The sequence below is a fragment of the Mucilaginibacter sp. P5_A4 genome, assembly GCF_056400605.1.
Window position 1 is genome coordinate 1 of record NZ_JBFUKX010000078.1, and the last position, 17,252, is coordinate 17,252.

General features: G+C 41.8%; 10 protein-coding genes. All 10 read left to right on the plus strand.

From position 1 onward, the window contains the following. Positions 1-127 precede the first annotated feature (127 nt). Positions 128-2,947 (plus strand): hybrid sensor histidine kinase/response regulator transcription factor, encoded by a 2,820-nt coding sequence (locus tag AC1DQW_RS26295; RefSeq protein WP_477456771.1) that lies wholly within the window; start codon positions 128-130, stop codon positions 2,945-2,947. Positions 2,948-3,506: 559 nt separating this feature from the next. Further along, complete coding sequence (locus tag AC1DQW_RS26300) at positions 3,507-6,686, plus strand: SusC/RagA family TonB-linked outer membrane protein (RefSeq protein WP_477456772.1); 3,180 nt, start codon at positions 3,507-3,509, stop codon at positions 6,684-6,686. A gap of 25 nt (positions 6,687-6,711) precedes the next feature. Continuing rightward, complete coding sequence (locus tag AC1DQW_RS26305) at positions 6,712-8,283, plus strand: RagB/SusD family nutrient uptake outer membrane protein (protein WP_477456773.1); 1,572 nt, start codon at positions 6,712-6,714, stop codon at positions 8,281-8,283. Positions 8,284-8,308: 25 nt separating this feature from the next. Further along, positions 8,309-9,847, plus strand: a complete 1,539-nt coding sequence (locus AC1DQW_RS26310) for a glycan-binding surface protein (RefSeq protein ID WP_477456774.1) — start codon at positions 8,309-8,311, stop codon at positions 9,845-9,847. Between the two features lie 62 nt (positions 9,848-9,909). Further along, the gene (locus AC1DQW_RS26315) at positions 9,910-11,385 is read left to right on the plus strand and encodes a cellulase family glycosylhydrolase (protein WP_477456775.1); all 1,476 of its coding nucleotides are present in this window, start codon (positions 9,910-9,912) and stop codon (positions 11,383-11,385) included. Positions 11,386-11,572: 187 nt separating this feature from the next. Continuing rightward, complete coding sequence (locus AC1DQW_RS26320; protein WP_477456776.1) at positions 11,573-13,036, plus strand: cellulase family glycosylhydrolase; 1,464 nt, start codon at positions 11,573-11,575, stop codon at positions 13,034-13,036. 124 nt (positions 13,037-13,160) lie between these two features. Next, the gene (locus AC1DQW_RS26325) at positions 13,161-14,987 is read left to right on the plus strand and encodes a family 43 glycosylhydrolase (protein WP_477456777.1); all 1,827 of its coding nucleotides are present in this window, start codon (positions 13,161-13,163) and stop codon (positions 14,985-14,987) included. 343 nt (positions 14,988-15,330) lie between these two features. Beyond that, positions 15,331-15,591, plus strand: a complete 261-nt coding sequence (locus AC1DQW_RS26330; RefSeq protein ID WP_477456778.1) for a hypothetical protein — start codon at positions 15,331-15,333, stop codon at positions 15,589-15,591. A gap of 67 nt (positions 15,592-15,658) precedes the next feature. Next, positions 15,659-15,889, plus strand: a complete 231-nt coding sequence (locus AC1DQW_RS26335; RefSeq protein WP_477456779.1) for a hypothetical protein — start codon at positions 15,659-15,661, stop codon at positions 15,887-15,889. Positions 15,890-16,029: 140 nt separating this feature from the next. Beyond that, on the plus strand, positions 16,030-17,252 hold a 1,223-nt coding region (locus AC1DQW_RS26340), incomplete at its 3' end, for a GH39 family glycosyl hydrolase (protein ID WP_477456780.1).

The following is a 17,252-nucleotide window of genomic DNA, read 5'->3' on the forward strand; positions in this document are numbered from 1 at the left end:
AGCGATATAATTATTAGCCTTTGTATTTTGTATAGATCATGACCAAAAATTATGGATAGGTACCTATTTTGGCGGTTTGGATTGCTTTGACGGGAAAACGTTTAGCCATTACAAACACAACGATAACGTGGCCACCAGTATTGCTGATAACCGGGTATTTAGCATTTTGGAAGACTCGTCTCACCGTTTGTGGATAGGAACGCTTTTTGGGGGCCTCGAAATTTTCGACCGTGCAAAAAAAATATTTTACCATCCATTAGCGCAGGCTGATATCAGCTCTACTATCATATTCTCAATCTTCGAGGATAAACATGGCAATATCTGGATAGGGGGAGGATGGGGCGTAGATGTTATATGGAAAGACGGCGGGCCGGTAAGCCACTATACCACAAAAGATGGTTTAATTGACAATGAAATAAGCAGTATCAATGAGGATAGCCGGGGTTTGATATGGATAGYGRCCRSRGGCGGATTGWGTGYGKTGAATCGCAAAACAAACACTATTATCTCGCTGACAAAAAAAAGCGGGCTCCCGGCYAATTCAGTGACCAATACGTTGGAGGATAACAAAGGGGTAATGTGGTTAAGCACKTCGAAYGGKTTAGCCCGCGTWAGGTTRACACCAACAGCTGATGCTTTYAATTTTCACKTCGACAGCTTTGACGATACAGATGGTTTGCAGGGCCGGGAGTTTAACAGAAATGCAGCTTTAAAAACACGCGCCGGTGAATTGATATTTGGGGGCCCAGATGGTTTTAATCTATTCGACCCCGCAAGCATTGAACCCGATACCGCCAAGCCTCAATTAATCTTTACCGACTTTCAGTTGTTCAATAAGAGCATAGCAGCAAATGAGGCGGTTAACGGCCATATTATCCTTCCAAAAAGTATATCAGTAGTACATACAATAGTCCTTAATCACGACGAAAATATCTTTTCGATAGAATTTGCCGCCCTCGATTATATCAATCCGGGTAAAGTAAAATATCAGTATATGCTGGAGGGCTTTAATAAGGCATGGGTAAATGTAGATAATAAAACGCGAAAAGCCGGTTATACCAATCTGGATGGGGGAGATTATACTTTTAAGGTACGTGTGTCCAATTCCGAAGGTGTTTGGAGTCCGCATAGTATTTCTTTAAAGATTAAGGTATTGCCCCCCTTCTGGAAATCTACTTTAGCTTATGTTATTTACCTGTTGCTGATAACCGGGACCCTCTTTTTTATACGCCGGCGCGGAATACAAAAAATAAGAAGGCAATTCATAGCAGAGAAAGAAAAATTTATAGCAGAGAAAGAAAAACAGGAAGCAAAATTGATAATTGAACAGGAGCGGCAAGAGATTAAGCGAATGCAAGATCTTGATCAACTGAAAACTAAATTTTTGACCAACGTAAGCCACGAGTTCCGAACACCGATTTCGCTGATTATGGCACCGGTCGAAAAAATGCTTATCCACGCTGATCAGGAACAGAAACAGCAGCTGGGCATGATAGGAAAAAACGCCAGGCGATTATTGAACATGGTAAACCAATTGCTTGATTTTAGGAAGATGGAAGTTCAGGAGTTGAAACTACATAGTAAGCCAGGGGATATTGTGAAGTTCATCAACGAGATATACCTTTCATTTACTGATATCGCTGAACAAAAAGGGATTAATTTTATTTTTGATACCTCGATTGATTCGCTGTTTACCAGTTTTGACCATGATAAGATAGAAAGGATATTGTTTAACCTGTTATCAAATGCCTTTAAATTTACACTTCCTGGCGGCCAGGTAAGCGTCTTGCTTAATGTAGATAACGAAACTGGTGATGCCCCGCTTGAAATTAAGGTGATTGATACCGGTATTGGTATTCCGCATGAAAAACAAAGTAAAATTTTCGAGCGGTTTTTTCAACACGATATTCCGGAGTCGATGATTAACCAGGGCAGCGGCATCGGCCTCGCAATTACGCATGAGTTTGTGAAGATGCACGGAGGCGAAATAACTGTTGAAAGTGAGCCCGGCCACGGCAGTTGTTTTAATATTAAACTGCCATTTGTTGTTTATACCGGCCCTGGAATAAATTTGTCATCAAGCGATTACATTGATAGCGATAGTGCAAACGAGATTACTCATAAAGAAGATAAAACTGTCGTCAAACCGCCGCGATCAAATAAAAAACCGGTAGTTCTTTTGGTTGAGGATAACGATGATTTTCGCTTTTACCTAAAAGATAATTTGAAGGATGTGTTTTTTTTAATCGAAGCTTCAAACGGGAGGGAAGGCTGGCAAAAGGCCCTATCACAACATCCGGATATTATTGTTAGTGATATCAGCATGCCCGAGATGACAGGAATTGAGTTGTGCAAAAAGCTAAAGAACGACAAACGCACCTCGCACATTCCCGTTGTTCTGTTAACCGCGTTAACGGGTGACGAAGAACAGATAAAGGGCCTTGAAATTGGCGCTAATGATTACATGACAAAACCATTTAATTTTGAAATACTGCTTTCAAAAATCAAAAATTTGCTAATCCTGCAGGATAACTTTAAACGTACTTATAAAAAACAAATTGATTTGCAATTGCAAGAAGTTGCCATTCAATCTGATGATGAGAAATTTTTAAGAAATATAGTTGAATATGTCGAGCAGAATATTTTAAATTATAATCTTTCGATAGAAGAAATAAGCCGGCATATGAACATGAGCCGTGTATCGCTTTATAAAAAAGTTTTAATGCTTACAGCTAAGCCGCCTATTGAATTTGTTCGATCAATAAGACTGAAAAAAGCGATGTATTTGCTGGAGAACAGTCAAATGACAATCAGCCAGATTTGTTATGAAGTTGGCTTTAACACGCCTAAATATTTTACGAAACTATTCAAGGATGAGTATAACACACTTCCCTCAACCTATCTCAGTTCAATTCGGCAACAAAAGCTGAAAGAAAAGAATAGTTAATTAAATTTTCTCCGGATTTATTTTTTAGCACCTCCTCTTCTGGCTGCGTTATAACAGCCAATTAGGGTCCTCTTTGTTGTTACATAGGTCAATATTTCGAAAAAACAAATAAAAACTCGAAATAGAAGTAAAAAATATTATATAACTTATTTGTTTTCAGTCAGTTAAAGGTGTGGTTAACATCTCGTCTATATTCGTTATCAAACCGGCTATTCCTTTCTTTTTAACAATCATAGTTTCATCCCCCGGAATATAAGTTCAAAGTAATGTATTTAAACACGTTGCTTTTAAACAATGTTCCACCAATAACCAATAGGACCAACAGTTAACTTTTTTGAATTAGTAAACATGCGTCTGACTGCACCTGAAGTTTTTTAACTGATTGTTCGGGCAGCCGTTTCATGTGAAGAAACTAACAGTAAAGTAGTTTTCAAAGGTTGTTTTGGGTATTGGGCTTTCTAAAATGCGATAACAAAATAAATTATGAATGAGAGAAAAACCAATTAATTACTAACCAAAAACAATGAACCAATTATCAAACCTTAAATCCTTTTAAAAGATGGATAAAAATTTACAAAAGAGAGTGAAATATCAAATTTCATTAATTATCGCGGGTATATTTCTTTATATATCTGCCCATGCGCAAACCGTGAGTATTACGGGTAAAATAACAAGCGCCGACGATGGCCAGCCGATACCAGGAGTAAGCATCAAAATTAAAGGGACAGTCCTGGGCACTATCTCCAGCATTGATGGTAGTTATGCCATAGCCGCTGAGCCGGGCAAAGTGCTCGTTTTTGCCTTTTTAGGCTATGCGCCACAGGAAATAACTGTTAAGCAAGCTGGCACAATTAATGTCAGGCTCAATTCAACATCCAGTAAATTAAACGAAGTGGTTGTTGTTGGTTATGCTAAAGCCCGAAGAAAAGACGTTACAGGATCTATAAGTTCAATATCGGGAACCGATTTGCGCCAAACGCAACCAACTACTTTTGACCAGGCCCTGCAAGGCAAGGTTGCAGGGGTTGTGGTTCAGCAAGTGTCGGGCCAGCCGGGTGGCGGCGTATCTATTCAGATACGTGGTGTGTCGTCAATAAGCGGCACCAACTCTCCGTTGTACGTAATAGATGGTATTATTATCCCGCCGGTAGGTGACCCGGGTAAAGGCGGCAATCCGTTAAACGCCATCAGCCCCAACGAAATAGCATCAATAGATGTATTGAAAGATGCATCGGCAACGGCTATATACGGTTCGCAGGCAACCAATGGTGTAATTGTTATTACCACAAAAAGAGGAAAGCAGGGGGCACCGCAAATAACCTATGATTTCTATTCAGGATATCAGGTGATAGCGAAAAGGCTTCCTACAATGAACCTGCAGGAACATGCCGGTTTCATTAATGCCAGAGGGCAAGTATGGGGCTTTGATGTAAGGCCAGAATTTGCCAATCCGAAGTATTTAGGTACCGGTACCGACTGGCAGGCGGAATTATTCCGCAAAGCTCCTATGAACAACCATAACCTTACCGTGAGCGGCGGCGATGACAGAACGCAGTATTTGCTGTCGGCCTCTTATTTTAACCAGGAAGGTATAGCCATTGGATCTAATTTTACAAGGGCCTCGGTACGGTTAAATTTAGATAACAAAACTACTAACTGGCTTAAGATTGGAACCAGTCTTCAATTGGCCCGCGTTAGCGAAAATCAAAATTCAACGGCTTCGGGAGTTATTGGTTCGGCGCTAAACCTCACGCCGGATATCCCGGTGAAAAACCTTGATGGCTCATGGGGTGGTATTAGTAACACAAATGGTTGGGTGCTTTCTACCCCTAACCCTGTGGCTATGGCCGAGATCATAAAAAACCTTAGAAAAAGAAAGCAGATATTTGGCAACTTATACGCCGAAATACAATTTACCAGAGACCTGTCTTTACGAAACGAAGTGTCGGGCAATTTCGATTTTAACACAGAAGATAATTTTACACCAACTTATACCTTCGGCAAAACCGTTAACAACACTAATTATGGCTCAACATCAATGGGTCAAAATGATTATACGGTAATACGCAATTTTTTAACTTATAACCACAATTTCAGCCGGTATTATGTCAATTTATTGGCGGGGCACGAATCGCAGGTTGGTTCTTTTCAAAATGCATACGCCTATCGGTCAAATTTCCCTTCAAATAACGTACAGGCTATTAATTCGGGTGATGGTACCACAGCCAGAAACGGCGGGGATTATGGTTCGGGCACCGCGCAGGAATCTTATTTCGGCCGTATCAATGTATCATGGGATGATAAATACCTGGTTACCGCTAATTTACGGGCCGATGGTTCATCAAATTTTTTCCACACCAATCGCTGGGTAAATACTTACTCAGGAGCATTTGCCTGGAAAATCAATAACGAGGCGTTTTTGAAAGGCGTTAAATCTATAAATGAATTGAAGCTGAGGCTTGGTTATGGGGTTACCAATAACCAGGGCATACCGGGCAATACCTTTGTAACCCAGCTTCAAACAATAGCTAATGGTTTATCAGGTATAGCGCAGTGGCAAAACAATTTGGCAAACGAAGACGTAACATGGGAAAAAACAGACTATTACAATGCAGGGCTTGACGGAGCGTTTTTTAACGGGCGGTTAAGTTTTTCATTGGATGTTTATGATCGCGAAACAAGCGGACTATTGTTAAAAATTCCGCTGCCTTTATATAGCGGTACTACAGCCGGATGGTCACCGGGATCTATGCAGGCACCATATATCAATATTGGTAAGGTGCGTAACAGGGGGTTTGATTTCAGGGTTAGCGGTACCAACATTAGTTCGAAAAATTTTACGTGGAAAACCGATGTTACTGTATCACGAAATGTTAATACAGTGCTGAACCTGGGCCCTGGTGGCGCCGACGCCAGCTTAGCCCAAACATCATACACAATTAACCAGGTGGTTGAAAAAACTGTAGTAGGCAGGTCTATAGGCGAGTTTTATGGCTATGTGTTTGACGGCGTTTTCGCAACAGCTAATGATTTTAAAACACATGCCTTGCCAGCTGACCAGGCCGGTAATACTTATCCAATCTCGCCTTCAGGCGGTGGTATCTGGTACGGCGACCGTATGTTTAAAGACTTAAACGGCGACGGCATTATTGACACGAAAGACCAGACCTTTTTAGGCTCTCCTATTCCTAAGTTCCAGTTTGGTATCAACAACTCATTCACCTACAAAAATTTCGACCTTAATTTCTTCCTGAGTGGCAGTTATGGCAACAAAGTATTTAATGAACAGTCGATAAGACAAACCAATTCGCAATATAATACCGCTTATTTTAAAAAGGTATTAGATTACGCAAAGGTAGAACTGATCGATCCGGCCGGTTCTGCATCTGATATCGACAACGTGCATGTTACCAACCCCGGTACAACCGTTGTAGGTTTAAGAAATGACAATACCAACGACAATAACCGTTCTAATAGTTTGTTTATCGAAAACGGTTCATTCCTGCGGTGTAAGAACATCACGCTGGGTTACCGCTTGCCCGAAAGCGTTTTGTCAAAAATACATGTAAGCAATTTCCGGATATACGGTACGGTAACCAACGCTTTTCTCATAACAAAATATTCCGGGATGGATCCTGAAATCGGGTCATGGAATCCGCTTCAGGCGGGTTGGGATAACGGTTATTATCCGCAGCCAAGGGTATTTACTATTGGCGCTAACATAACTTTTAGCAAATAAGGCAATCATCAACAAAAAAGATATTATGAAACCAATTAATAAAATATTAGTTTTCGCGCTATTAGCGGTAGCATTTACCGCGTGCAAAAAGAGCTTTTTAGATCGCCCGTCAAACTCACAGATCAGCTCTAATAATTTTTACAAAAGCACCACCGACCTGCGACTGGCTACGGCAAGCTTATATGGCGGTTCGCATTGGTTCTTTTTTCATAACCAAGCCATGTTGACAGTGGGCGATATATTAAGCGGTAACGCTACATTCCCATGGAATGGCGATATCGTTCAGCTTTATACCCGTACTATTACCCCCCAAAACGGCATTATATCAAGCGGGTGGACAGGCTTGTACAATGTTATTGCTCAATGTAATACAGTTATCAGTGCTATAAAAAAAGCCGATCCCTCTGTTTCTACAGCTGACAAGAATGCTGCCATAGCCGAAGCCAGGTTTATTCGCGCCATAGCCTACTATCATTTGGCTGTTTATTGGGGTGCAGTACCAATTATAGAAGACAACGCCAAACTGTTGACAGATCCCTTACTTAACCGCAATATCGTTTCGGACGTGTATAAATTTGTTGCCAACGATCTTACTTATGCAGCGCAAAATCTCCCAAAAACCGATCAAACAGGGCGTGTTACAACCTGGTCGGCACAGGGAATGTTGGGCAAGGTATATTTGACGATGGCGGGCGTAGGCAAAAGTGGCAGCCGCGACCAGGCTTTGCTTGATAGCGCTAAAAAATATGCAGGTAATGTGTGCAAAAACAGCGGATTGACGCTGTTTTCCAACTATTACAATCTTTTCAAACCGCAATTTAATGACAGCCCCGAATCATTATTCGCACTTCAATGGCAGGCCGGTACGGGTTACGCAAATGGTAATTCATGGCAATACTATTCGCCAAGTAATGATATAAACCCCGGAAAGAATGGCGCATGGATACCTTTATCACCCAATTACGAGCTGTATCAGCTTTATTCTGAAAAGGATTCGATAAGGCTCAAAGCGAGTATGTTTCTCACCGGTGTACATTATCCCGAGCTGAATGCGGCAGGCGGCGGATTTACCGCTACCATGGTGGCTATGAAAAAACACATTATTGGCAACGAGAAAGATAACAATGCGCCGACCATGGATTTTTGGTCGTCTCCGGAGCACAATTCTGTTTTAAGGTTAGCTGATGTGTATTTGATTTATGCCGAAGCTATTTTAGGAAACGATGCCTCAACCTCAAACGGCGAAGCGCTGACGTACTTTAATGCTGTTAGGGAAAGAGCAGGTGTAGACCATGTTACTTCGCTTGACTTTAACACCATATTGAAAGAGCGACGGGTTGAACTTGTTTTTGAAGGACAATATTGGATAGACCTGGTGCGGTATTCTTATTACAATCCGCAAGGAGCTGTTAATAATCTTAACAACCAAAAACGGGGGACGTTTACATATGATAAGGCAACGAAGACAGCCAAAAGGGATACAACCTTTGTAGCACCTGCGTTGCCGGCAACCATCAGTTCATTTACGTTGCCAATTCCGGCATCGGAGATGACAGCTGATCCTAAATTGGCTCAGCCACCTGTACCATATTATTAATTTAACATAGTTAAAATATATTATTATGAAAAAGATCTTAAATACCCGCCTGTTTTATTTGCCACTTTTTTTATTGGTCGTGGCTTTACTGCCCGCTTGTAAAAAGGAAGTAACAACAAACAGCGCCCCGCCTTCCATTACAAGTGTAAGAATGTATAATGCATCTCCTAAGGATACGCTTATGAGTACCGGTAACCCCGCAACTGATCCCAGCTGGTCTGGAGGAACAGGACGATATGTGGTTATAATCGGGCAGAATTTGCAAAAGGCAACTCAAATCACATTTAATGGAGTTACTGCCAGTTTTAACCCTACATTATTTGCGCCCACCAGCGCAGTGGTGCAAATACCTGACATTCTGTTTTCAAAAGTTGATACTGCTAAACTCTATACTATAGAGTATACCACAGCAGCAGGTACTACAAAATTTTCTTTGAAATTAGGTCCGCCTGCGCCTATTATTTGGGCCATTTCAGATGTATTTGCCAACCCGGGCGATTCGGTTTATCTTTTTGGTGCAAATTTAGTATTGGTTCAAAAACTGGTATATGGGGGAACCAATATCCCCAAATTTAACTCGAGCCTTCATGGGGACTCCCTTGGCTTTTTGATGCCAGCAACGACATCCAACAAGCTAATAACAGTAACTACTAAATCTGGTATTGCCATTGATACAATAAATGCGAAGCCGATCATTTACGGCATTTCCTACGTTAATCCCAAACTTGGTGATTCGGTTTATGTTTATGGTGCTTACCTTAAGACTGTCCAGTCAATTTCTTTTGGCGGTGCTACTATTACTAATTTCACAGAAGGTCCGCGTGGCATTTATGTTAAGTTTTCGGCTCCAAATGAGAACAGCTACTCAAGTGGACCAGTGACCATTGTTACCAGTTATGGAACGGCTTCTACTGTTAATAAAGTAAATACTCAAAATAACGATAAAGTAGGTCTTTTAGGAGATTTTGAGTGGGGTGATAATTTTGGTTTTGGCTGGGCCCAATTTGAACGTTTAACTGGGGAGTGGGAATATCCCCAATTTAATGGTCCGATGGGAAAAGATCATAGTCAGATGATGGTTATTGATTGTCCTAAAGATAATCCTGTTTTAGCTGCCGGTGCTAAGCAGGATATCCCATTGGGTAATTCTAATACGGGTAATCACTGGGTACCTGTGGCAAATATTACAGATCCTCCTTCAAGCTGGGCTTTTCAATTTGACATAAGTGTGGCTAAACCATGGAATGGAGGTACTCTTCTTATTAAAACTCGATTTGCAGGTGACACTTATGTTGCGCGTTATGAGCCATGGAAAATTCCTGGTTCAAATAAGACCGTTGCTTTTAAAACGAAAGGTTGGCAAACCGTAATTATTCCTTTAACTAACTTCAAATCAAAAGTTGACCAATTAGGGGATGGTGTATCAATTACTCAAATAAGCGATCTATTAGGGCCTACTGGTGCGGGTCCTTATGATATGTACCTTCAAAATTTCAGTAATTCGTCAATTGCAACTGGTTTTTATGTCGCTATTGACAATATTAGGTGTGTGAAAATCAAATAGCCTACAGCCCCACGGCAGTATATCGCCGTGGGGCTTTTTAATTAACTAAGATTAAAGACAAAATGAAAATTAAGTACTCATTTGCAATATTGATATCTCTTATTACAGTTATATCTTTATTCTCCTGTAAAAAATCGAAGAATCAGGACCCGCAACTAACAGTTAGTGCATCCACAATAACTTTTACGGCTGATGAGAATGGGGGTGCCCAGGACATAACCGTTTCAGGTAATGCCGATTGGAACATCAGCAATCCTGCTTATGCGTGGTTGCAATTAAGCACAACATCAGGTAACAGCGGCAGCACTGTTATTCATTTAACAACAATATCGCAAAATGGAACAGGGGCAACCCGCTCTGCCATTTTATACATAAGCTCTTCCAACGGCCAGGCAAGAAGGGTGACAGTTATTCAGGCCCCTACTATATTCCCGGGTTATAATACATCGCCCATAGCGCCCGACATGACCGGTATGACAAGTAATGCCGTGCAACTGGCGGCAAAAATGCGCACGGGAATGGGGATAAATATTGGCAATACCATGGAACCCCCAACCGAAGCGGAGTGGGTGAATAGTAAAATTACCGAATCATATATAAAATTTTTGAAAGCAAAAGGTTTCAAAGCGATACGACTTCCTTGTGCCTGGAACTGGGGTCATTTAAGCGATCGGGGAAAAGCGAAAATTGACCCGGCATGGCTTGCCCGGGTGAAAGAAGTAGTTGGATGGTGTGTGGCTAATGATATGTATGTGATGGTGAATATTCACTGGGACAATGGCTGGCTGGAAAATAATATTACCGAAGTTAAGAAAGATTCTGTTAATGCTAAACAAAAAGCACTTTGGGAACAGATAGCTACAACCCTGCGCGATTTTGATGAGCACGTTCTGTTTGCCAGTGCGAATGAACCTTGGTGTTGGGATGCCAAGATTATGGCCATACTTAATGGTTATCACGAAACATTTATCAAAGCAGTTCGCTCTACCGGAGGCAGAAACAGTAACCGGGTGCTGGTTGTGCAGGGGCCAAGTGCTCAAAGTATTATAACTTCCCAACTGATGACTACTATGCCTCACGACCCGGTACCTAACAAGTTGATGCTTGAGGTGCATTTCTACTCGCCTTATACATTTAATTTAGGACACGATGGAGACTTACCTGGGGTTAAAGCGGCTTACTACTGGGGGGCCGGGAATCATTCTACTATTGAGCCGGAGCGCAACGCCACCTTTGGAGAAGAGGATGCGGTCAACGATGAACTCGGAAAGATGAAAAAGTTTGTTGATCAAGGTATCCCTGTGATAGTGGGAGAATATGGAACCTTTAGACGGACTCCCACATCCGGCAATGGTATTCCTAAGGATACGCTGATGCACAACAGGTCTGTGGATTACTGGCTAACTTATTCGACCAAAACTATGAGAGCGAATGGTCTTTTACCATTCTGGTGGGAGGTAGGTAATGGTTTTGATAGAAAAAATAATGTGGCAAATGACCAGCGGATGGTAAATGCCATTATTGCAGGATATAAGTAAAAATTAATGTTTGCCGGAGACGAATAAACGCTGATTCAACAATCCTCAAATTATCCGGGACAATTACACTAAAAAACTGCCGGTGTCACGATTAAGAGGTTATTCGTGATACCGGCAGTTTATAAAAATATTATAAGATGTTTTTTAGTGCGGAGATTATTTATGAAAATTTCAATTATAGAGGAAAATGAAAAAAAAATATTTTTTTAGATCCGTAGTATTTTTTACTGCGATTATTGCACTTCTCGCATGCAAAAAAGCGAAAAGTCCGGCACCAGAACTCACGGTTAGCATGTCGACCATGATGTTTGAGCCTGATGGAGGAAGTCAGGACATTACCATCACCAGCAATGCCGACTGGAGCGTAAGCAACCCTGCTTTTTCATGGCTAAAACTAAGTGCTACATCCGGTAAGAGCGGCAGTACGGTTATTCATGTAACAGTGACATCGCCAAATGGCACCGGGGCAAGCCAGTCTGCCATTTTAAACATAAGTTCATCAAACGGGCAGGCAAGAAGGGTAACGGTTACCCAGGCCCCCACCTTATACCCAAGTTATAACACCTCGCCCATAGCGCCAGACATGACCGGAATGACCAGTACTGCCGTGCAACTGGCAGCAAAAATGAGTACGGGAATGGGAATAAATTTTGGCAATACCATGGAATCCCCAGGCGAAGGCGACTGGCAGAATAGTAAACTTACCGAATCGTATGTGAAATTTGTAAAACAACGAGGTTTCAATTCTGTACGGATTCCTTGTGGCTGGCTTACGTATCATTCAAGCGATAAGGCAAAAGCGAAAATTGACGCGGCATGGCTTAACCGGGTTAAAGAAGTGGTTGGATGGTGTGTGGCTAATGATATGTATGTGATGCTGAATATTCACGGGGATTGGGGTTGGCTGGAAGATAATGTCAATGCGGTAAAGAAAGATTCCGTTAATGCGAAGCAAAAAGCGCTTTGGGGGCAGATTGCTACCACTATGCGTGATTTTGATGAGCACCTTATATTTGCCGGCACGAATGAACCTAAGGCTGATAATGCCGAGCAGATGGCCATACTCAATGGTTACCACCAGACATTTATCAATGCAGTTCGCTCTACCGGAGGCAGGAACAGTTACCGGGTGCTGGTTGTGCAGGGGCCCCACACTGATCCCAGCAAAACTAATGATTTGATGAATACGCTTCCAACAGACAAAATTCCTAACAAGTTGATGGTAGAGGTGCATGACTACACGCCTGCTACATTCACGATATTAGGTGAAGATGTAAGTTGGGGCAAAATGGTTTACTATTGGGGGGCCGGGAATCATTCTACTATTGAGCCGGAGCGGAACGCCACCTTTGGAGAAGAGGATGCGATTGTTGCTGAATTCAAAAAGATGAAAGATAAGTTTGTTGATAAAGGTATCCCTGTGATACTGGGTGAATACGCATCCATGAGGCGGACTACCGGACAGAATGTTCCAAAGGATATGGCTATGCACAACAAGTCTGTGGATTACTGGGCAACTTTTGCAACCAAAACGGCTAAAACGAATGGCATACTTCCATTCTGGTGGGAGGTAGGTAATATGTTTGACAGAGCTAATAATGTGATAAAGGACCAAGCCTTGTATGATGCACTTAAGGAAGGATATAAGTAAAAAATAATGTTCGATCAAAGCGTTTGCCGGAATAACGGTACTGTGAAGAGATTGGACAGTACCATTTTTTGCTCAACGTATATGATTGGTATTGATTGTGAAAAGATAAATTAAACTAACAAAAATGAACCATATAATAAATATGAAAAAGGGCCATGGTATATTTTTAAGCTTACTGTTCCTGGTCACATCGCTTTCTTTTTCCTGTAAGAAGAAACAAGTTGCACCTCAACCTCAACCTCAACTCACTGTTTCTTCCCTGCAAGTTGCTTTCGAGCCGGAAGGAAGTAGTGCTGATGTTTCTATCACTGGCAATGTTAATTGGACAGCGACAGCCAACACCTCAGTTCCATGGTTAACGATAAGCCGGTCATCGGGAGGCCCGGGAAATGTTACGCTTAAATTAACCGCGAACGCTAACAACTCCGGGGCTACCCGCGGGGCGATAGTGACTATCAAAGCTCCGAATAGTGCTGACAAGCAAATTCAGGTTACACAGGCAGAAATAGAGGTTAATGAAGACCTGGAAGCAAAATGGGCAAGAGTTTCGCCGAAACTTCTCACCAATAATGGGAACCCTTTATTAGATTTTATGTTTACCGCCGACCCGACAGCTATAGAATACAATGGAAGAGTTTATGTGTATGCCACGAATGATAATCAACAGTATGAGAAGGTAGGAAAGGATGGGAAAAATACTGCCGAGTCTATCCGTTCACTGGTCATGATGTCTTCCGATGATATGGTTAACTGGACTTATCATGGCCTCATAAATACAGCAAAGCTGGCACCATGGATTGCTTCGTCCTGGGCACCTTCCATTACATCCCGGCTGGAAGCAGATGGTAAGACGCACTTCTATTTGTATTACTCCAATAACGCTTTTGGCTCAGCCATGCTTACTTCCACCTCTCCCGTTGGCCCCTGGAAAGACCCATTAGGAAAGAACTTAGTCGACCACACTGTCCCTGGTGTGGATGTCGATGTTCCATACGATCCCGGAGTTGTGATTGACGGCCAGGGTACAGGCTGGCTGGTTTTTGGAGCCGGAACGCCTAAAACACCCTATATGCCGGGTAATGCCCGAATCGTGAAATTAGGAGCAGATATGATCAGTTTGGCCGGCAGTATTTCTAAGATACCCGCTCCTTATTTTAATGAGGCCAGCGACCTTAACTTTATCAATGGGACCTGGGTTTATAGCTATTGTACAAATTGGGATGAACGCACTGTATGGCCTTATAGCAACATTGCTAAACCAACCGCATGCAACATATCTTATATGACGAGTAAAACACCCTTAAATCAGGATAGTTGGCAGTATCGCGATAATTACTTTAGGAATACTGGCGATAACGTGGGTGATAACGTGGGGCCTTTGTCAAACAATCACAGTCACTTGTTCAAGTTTCAAGGGAAATATTATTTTGCTTACCATGCCATGTATTTACAGGATTATTTTAACACTAAGGGTGGCTTTCGTAATGTGGGTATCGAAGAAGCGCCGGTGGATGAAGGCAATGGCGTGAATATCCCCATGATCAACGCAACTTTTAAAGGCCCGTCACAACTTAGCCTGTTAAATCCATTCGTTGTTCAGCAAGCAGAAACCACCGCAGGCACTTCGGGGAAAATCCAGTTCGAAGATGGTGGTAATGAGGGTAATATGGTAGCCATAGGAAAAACAGATAAACAATGTCTCATGGTGCGGGGAGCCGATTTTAGCAAACAGGTTCCTGCCAAATTCGAAGCCCGGGTGAAAGGAAAAGGTAGAATTGATGTTTATGTAAATAATCTTAAAGGCCCGGCTCTTGTTTCCCTTACATGTGATGCGAATGACTGGACTACGCTCTCAAAACAAATAGTACTGAACATACCTAAAGGAGTGGGGAATATCTATTTTGTATTTAAAGGAGAGGGTTTTTTGTTTGATGAATGGAAATTTTATTAAGTCCGGTTGCTATTTATAAGTAGACGTCCGATCAAAACGGACTGTTACTGCCGATTAGTTGAAACCGTTAAGCCGTTCTTTTGGGAGCCAGGTAAGGTGTTTGATCAGCGTATGATGAATGCCATTAAAGCAGGGTATAAATAACCTGCAGGCCCGGCACCGCTGAAAAGAGGGGCGGATCTTTAAATACGCTAAGTTTTACGGTAAAGGATCAGAAGTAGTAAAAATTAAATAAGAGAGAGTTTTAGTTGAATATAAGTGGATGCCTGGGGCCTTTACCGAGAGGCCCCGRCATTTTTTTAACTATAACAATTCTGTTATCAACAGTGATCTGGTTGAACGTATGACGATTGCCGCGGCAAATGATACCTGGTTAAAAAAAGAGAACATGGAAAATCAAATTATTTCAAAAGCGCCGGAATTAGATGAAGGTGAAATTAAAGCTTTGATAGAGGATTTTGATACGATCGGGATGTTACTTAAGGAGCGCCTTACTATTTTCAGCAACCCTATCTTAACGCCTAAATCGAAAAAAATGTGTAACGAGGGATTGGTTCTTATTAAGAAGTTCACTCAAAAATGTTTAGAACATTATGGGATTTAGAATATTATGGGATGCTCCCGCGAATTTGATATCCGCGGCAAATGATACCTGGTAAAAAAAAGAGAACATGAAAAATCAAATTATTTCAAAAGCGCCGGAATTAGATGAAAGTGAAATTAAAGCTTTGATAGAGAATTTTGATACGATTGGTATGTTGCTTAAGGAGCACGTTACTATCGTCAGTAACCCCATCTTAACGCCTGAATCGAGGAAAATGTGTAACGAGGGCCTGGTTCTTATTAAGAAGTTCACTCAAAAATGTTTAGAACATTATGGGATGCGTTACCTTCCAAAATAATATTTTGACGACAGGTTTTATGATAACCGATCTTTTATAGCCTGTGTTTTTGGGTATAACTGTAAATATGTATTGAATGCAAAAAGAACGGATACAACAAATGGGCAATCAAATAAACTTATAAAAGAGCAACAAAACAGATGAAAAAAATAATTTGGGTATTGGTGCTTTCGCAATTCGCTTTTTTGGCAAACGTAAATGGCCAAAGAGCGATTAACGTAGATTTAAACAAGACATCGGGTAAGCTTAATGCCATGTTTAACACCTGTGTGGGTGCAGGCCGGGCCAATGAAGGGCTACGTGCCGACTGGCAGCAACAACTGGAATACGTAAGAAAACAATGTGGTTTCCGGTATATCCGCATGCATGGATTACTCACTGATGATATGGCTGTTTATACCGAAGACTCCAAAGGAAAGCCTCAGTATAATTACATGTATGTAGATGCCCTGTTTGATTTTCTGCATAAAATTGGGATGAAGCCTTTTGTGGAGCTGGGTTTTATGCCTAATGCCCTGGCAAGCGGGAGCCAAACAATTTTTTGGTGGCGCGGCAATGTTACCCCTCCAAAAGATTATAGCAAATGGCAGGCACTCATTACCAACCTCGTTCAGCATTTTACAGAACGGTATGGCGCCGGGGAAGTAAAGTCCTGGTATTTTGAAGTATGGAATGAACCTAACTTATCTCCCGGATTTTGGACAGGTACGCAAGACGATTATTTTAAATTGTACGATTATTCTGTAAAGGCGGTTAAAAGCGTAAACCCCGAATATAAAGTAGGTGGCCCAGGTACTGCAGGCGCAGCCTGGGTTCCCGAAATGATAAGCCATTGCAGCAAAAATAACGTCCCGATCGACTTCGTCAGCACCCATTCTTATGGTGTAAACCAAGGCTTTCTGGATGAGTATGGCAATTCGGGCACAGTATTAAGTAAAGATTCGCTGGCAGTTAGTGGCGACGTGCTGAATTCCCGTAAACAAATCTCTCAATCAGCGAAACCCGGCCTGGAACTGCATTACACGGAATGGAGCTCATCCTACACACCGGCAGACCCTGTTCACGACAGTTATCAGGAAGCAGCCTATATTTTGGAAAAAATAAAACAAGTAGGCAATGCGGCCAACTCCATGTCATACTGGGTTTTTACCGATGTTTTTGAAGAACCTGGTCCGCGGTTTACACCTTTTCATGGAGGTTTTGGTTTACTCAACATTCAAGGCATAAACAAGCCTGCTTTTTATTCTTATAAGTTTATGAATAAGCTTGGAGGAACCGAATTAGCCAATACAGACACACGTTCATGGGTTTGTAAAAATGATAAAGGGGATATCCAGGCATTATTGTGGGATTATACCTACAC

Bases quoted from the DNA above. Each gene is read 5' to 3' on its own strand.
- AC1DQW_RS26315 (WP_477456775.1), top strand. From the start codon at position 9,910: ATGAAAATTAAGTACTCATTTGCAATATTGATATCTCTTATTACAGTT.
- AC1DQW_RS26310 (WP_477456774.1), top strand. From the start codon at position 8,309: ATGAAAAAGATCTTAAATACCCGCCTGTTTTATTTGCCACTTTTTTTA.
- AC1DQW_RS26335 (WP_477456779.1), top strand. From the start codon at position 15,659: ATGAAAAATCAAATTATTTCAAAAGCGCCGGAATTAGATGAAAGTGAA.
- AC1DQW_RS26305 (WP_477456773.1), top strand. From the start codon at position 6,712: ATGAAACCAATTAATAAAATATTAGTTTTCGCGCTATTAGCGGTAGCA.
- AC1DQW_RS26300 (WP_477456772.1), top strand. From the start codon at position 3,507: ATGGATAAAAATTTACAAAAGAGAGTGAAATATCAAATTTCATTAATT.
- AC1DQW_RS26320 (WP_477456776.1), top strand. From the start codon at position 11,573: ATGAAAAAAAAATATTTTTTTAGATCCGTAGTATTTTTTACTGCGATT.
- AC1DQW_RS26325 (WP_477456777.1), top strand. From the start codon at position 13,161: ATGAACCATATAATAAATATGAAAAAGGGCCATGGTATATTTTTAAGC.
- AC1DQW_RS26330 (WP_477456778.1), top strand. From the start codon at position 15,331: ATGACGATTGCCGCGGCAAATGATACCTGGTTAAAAAAAGAGAACATG.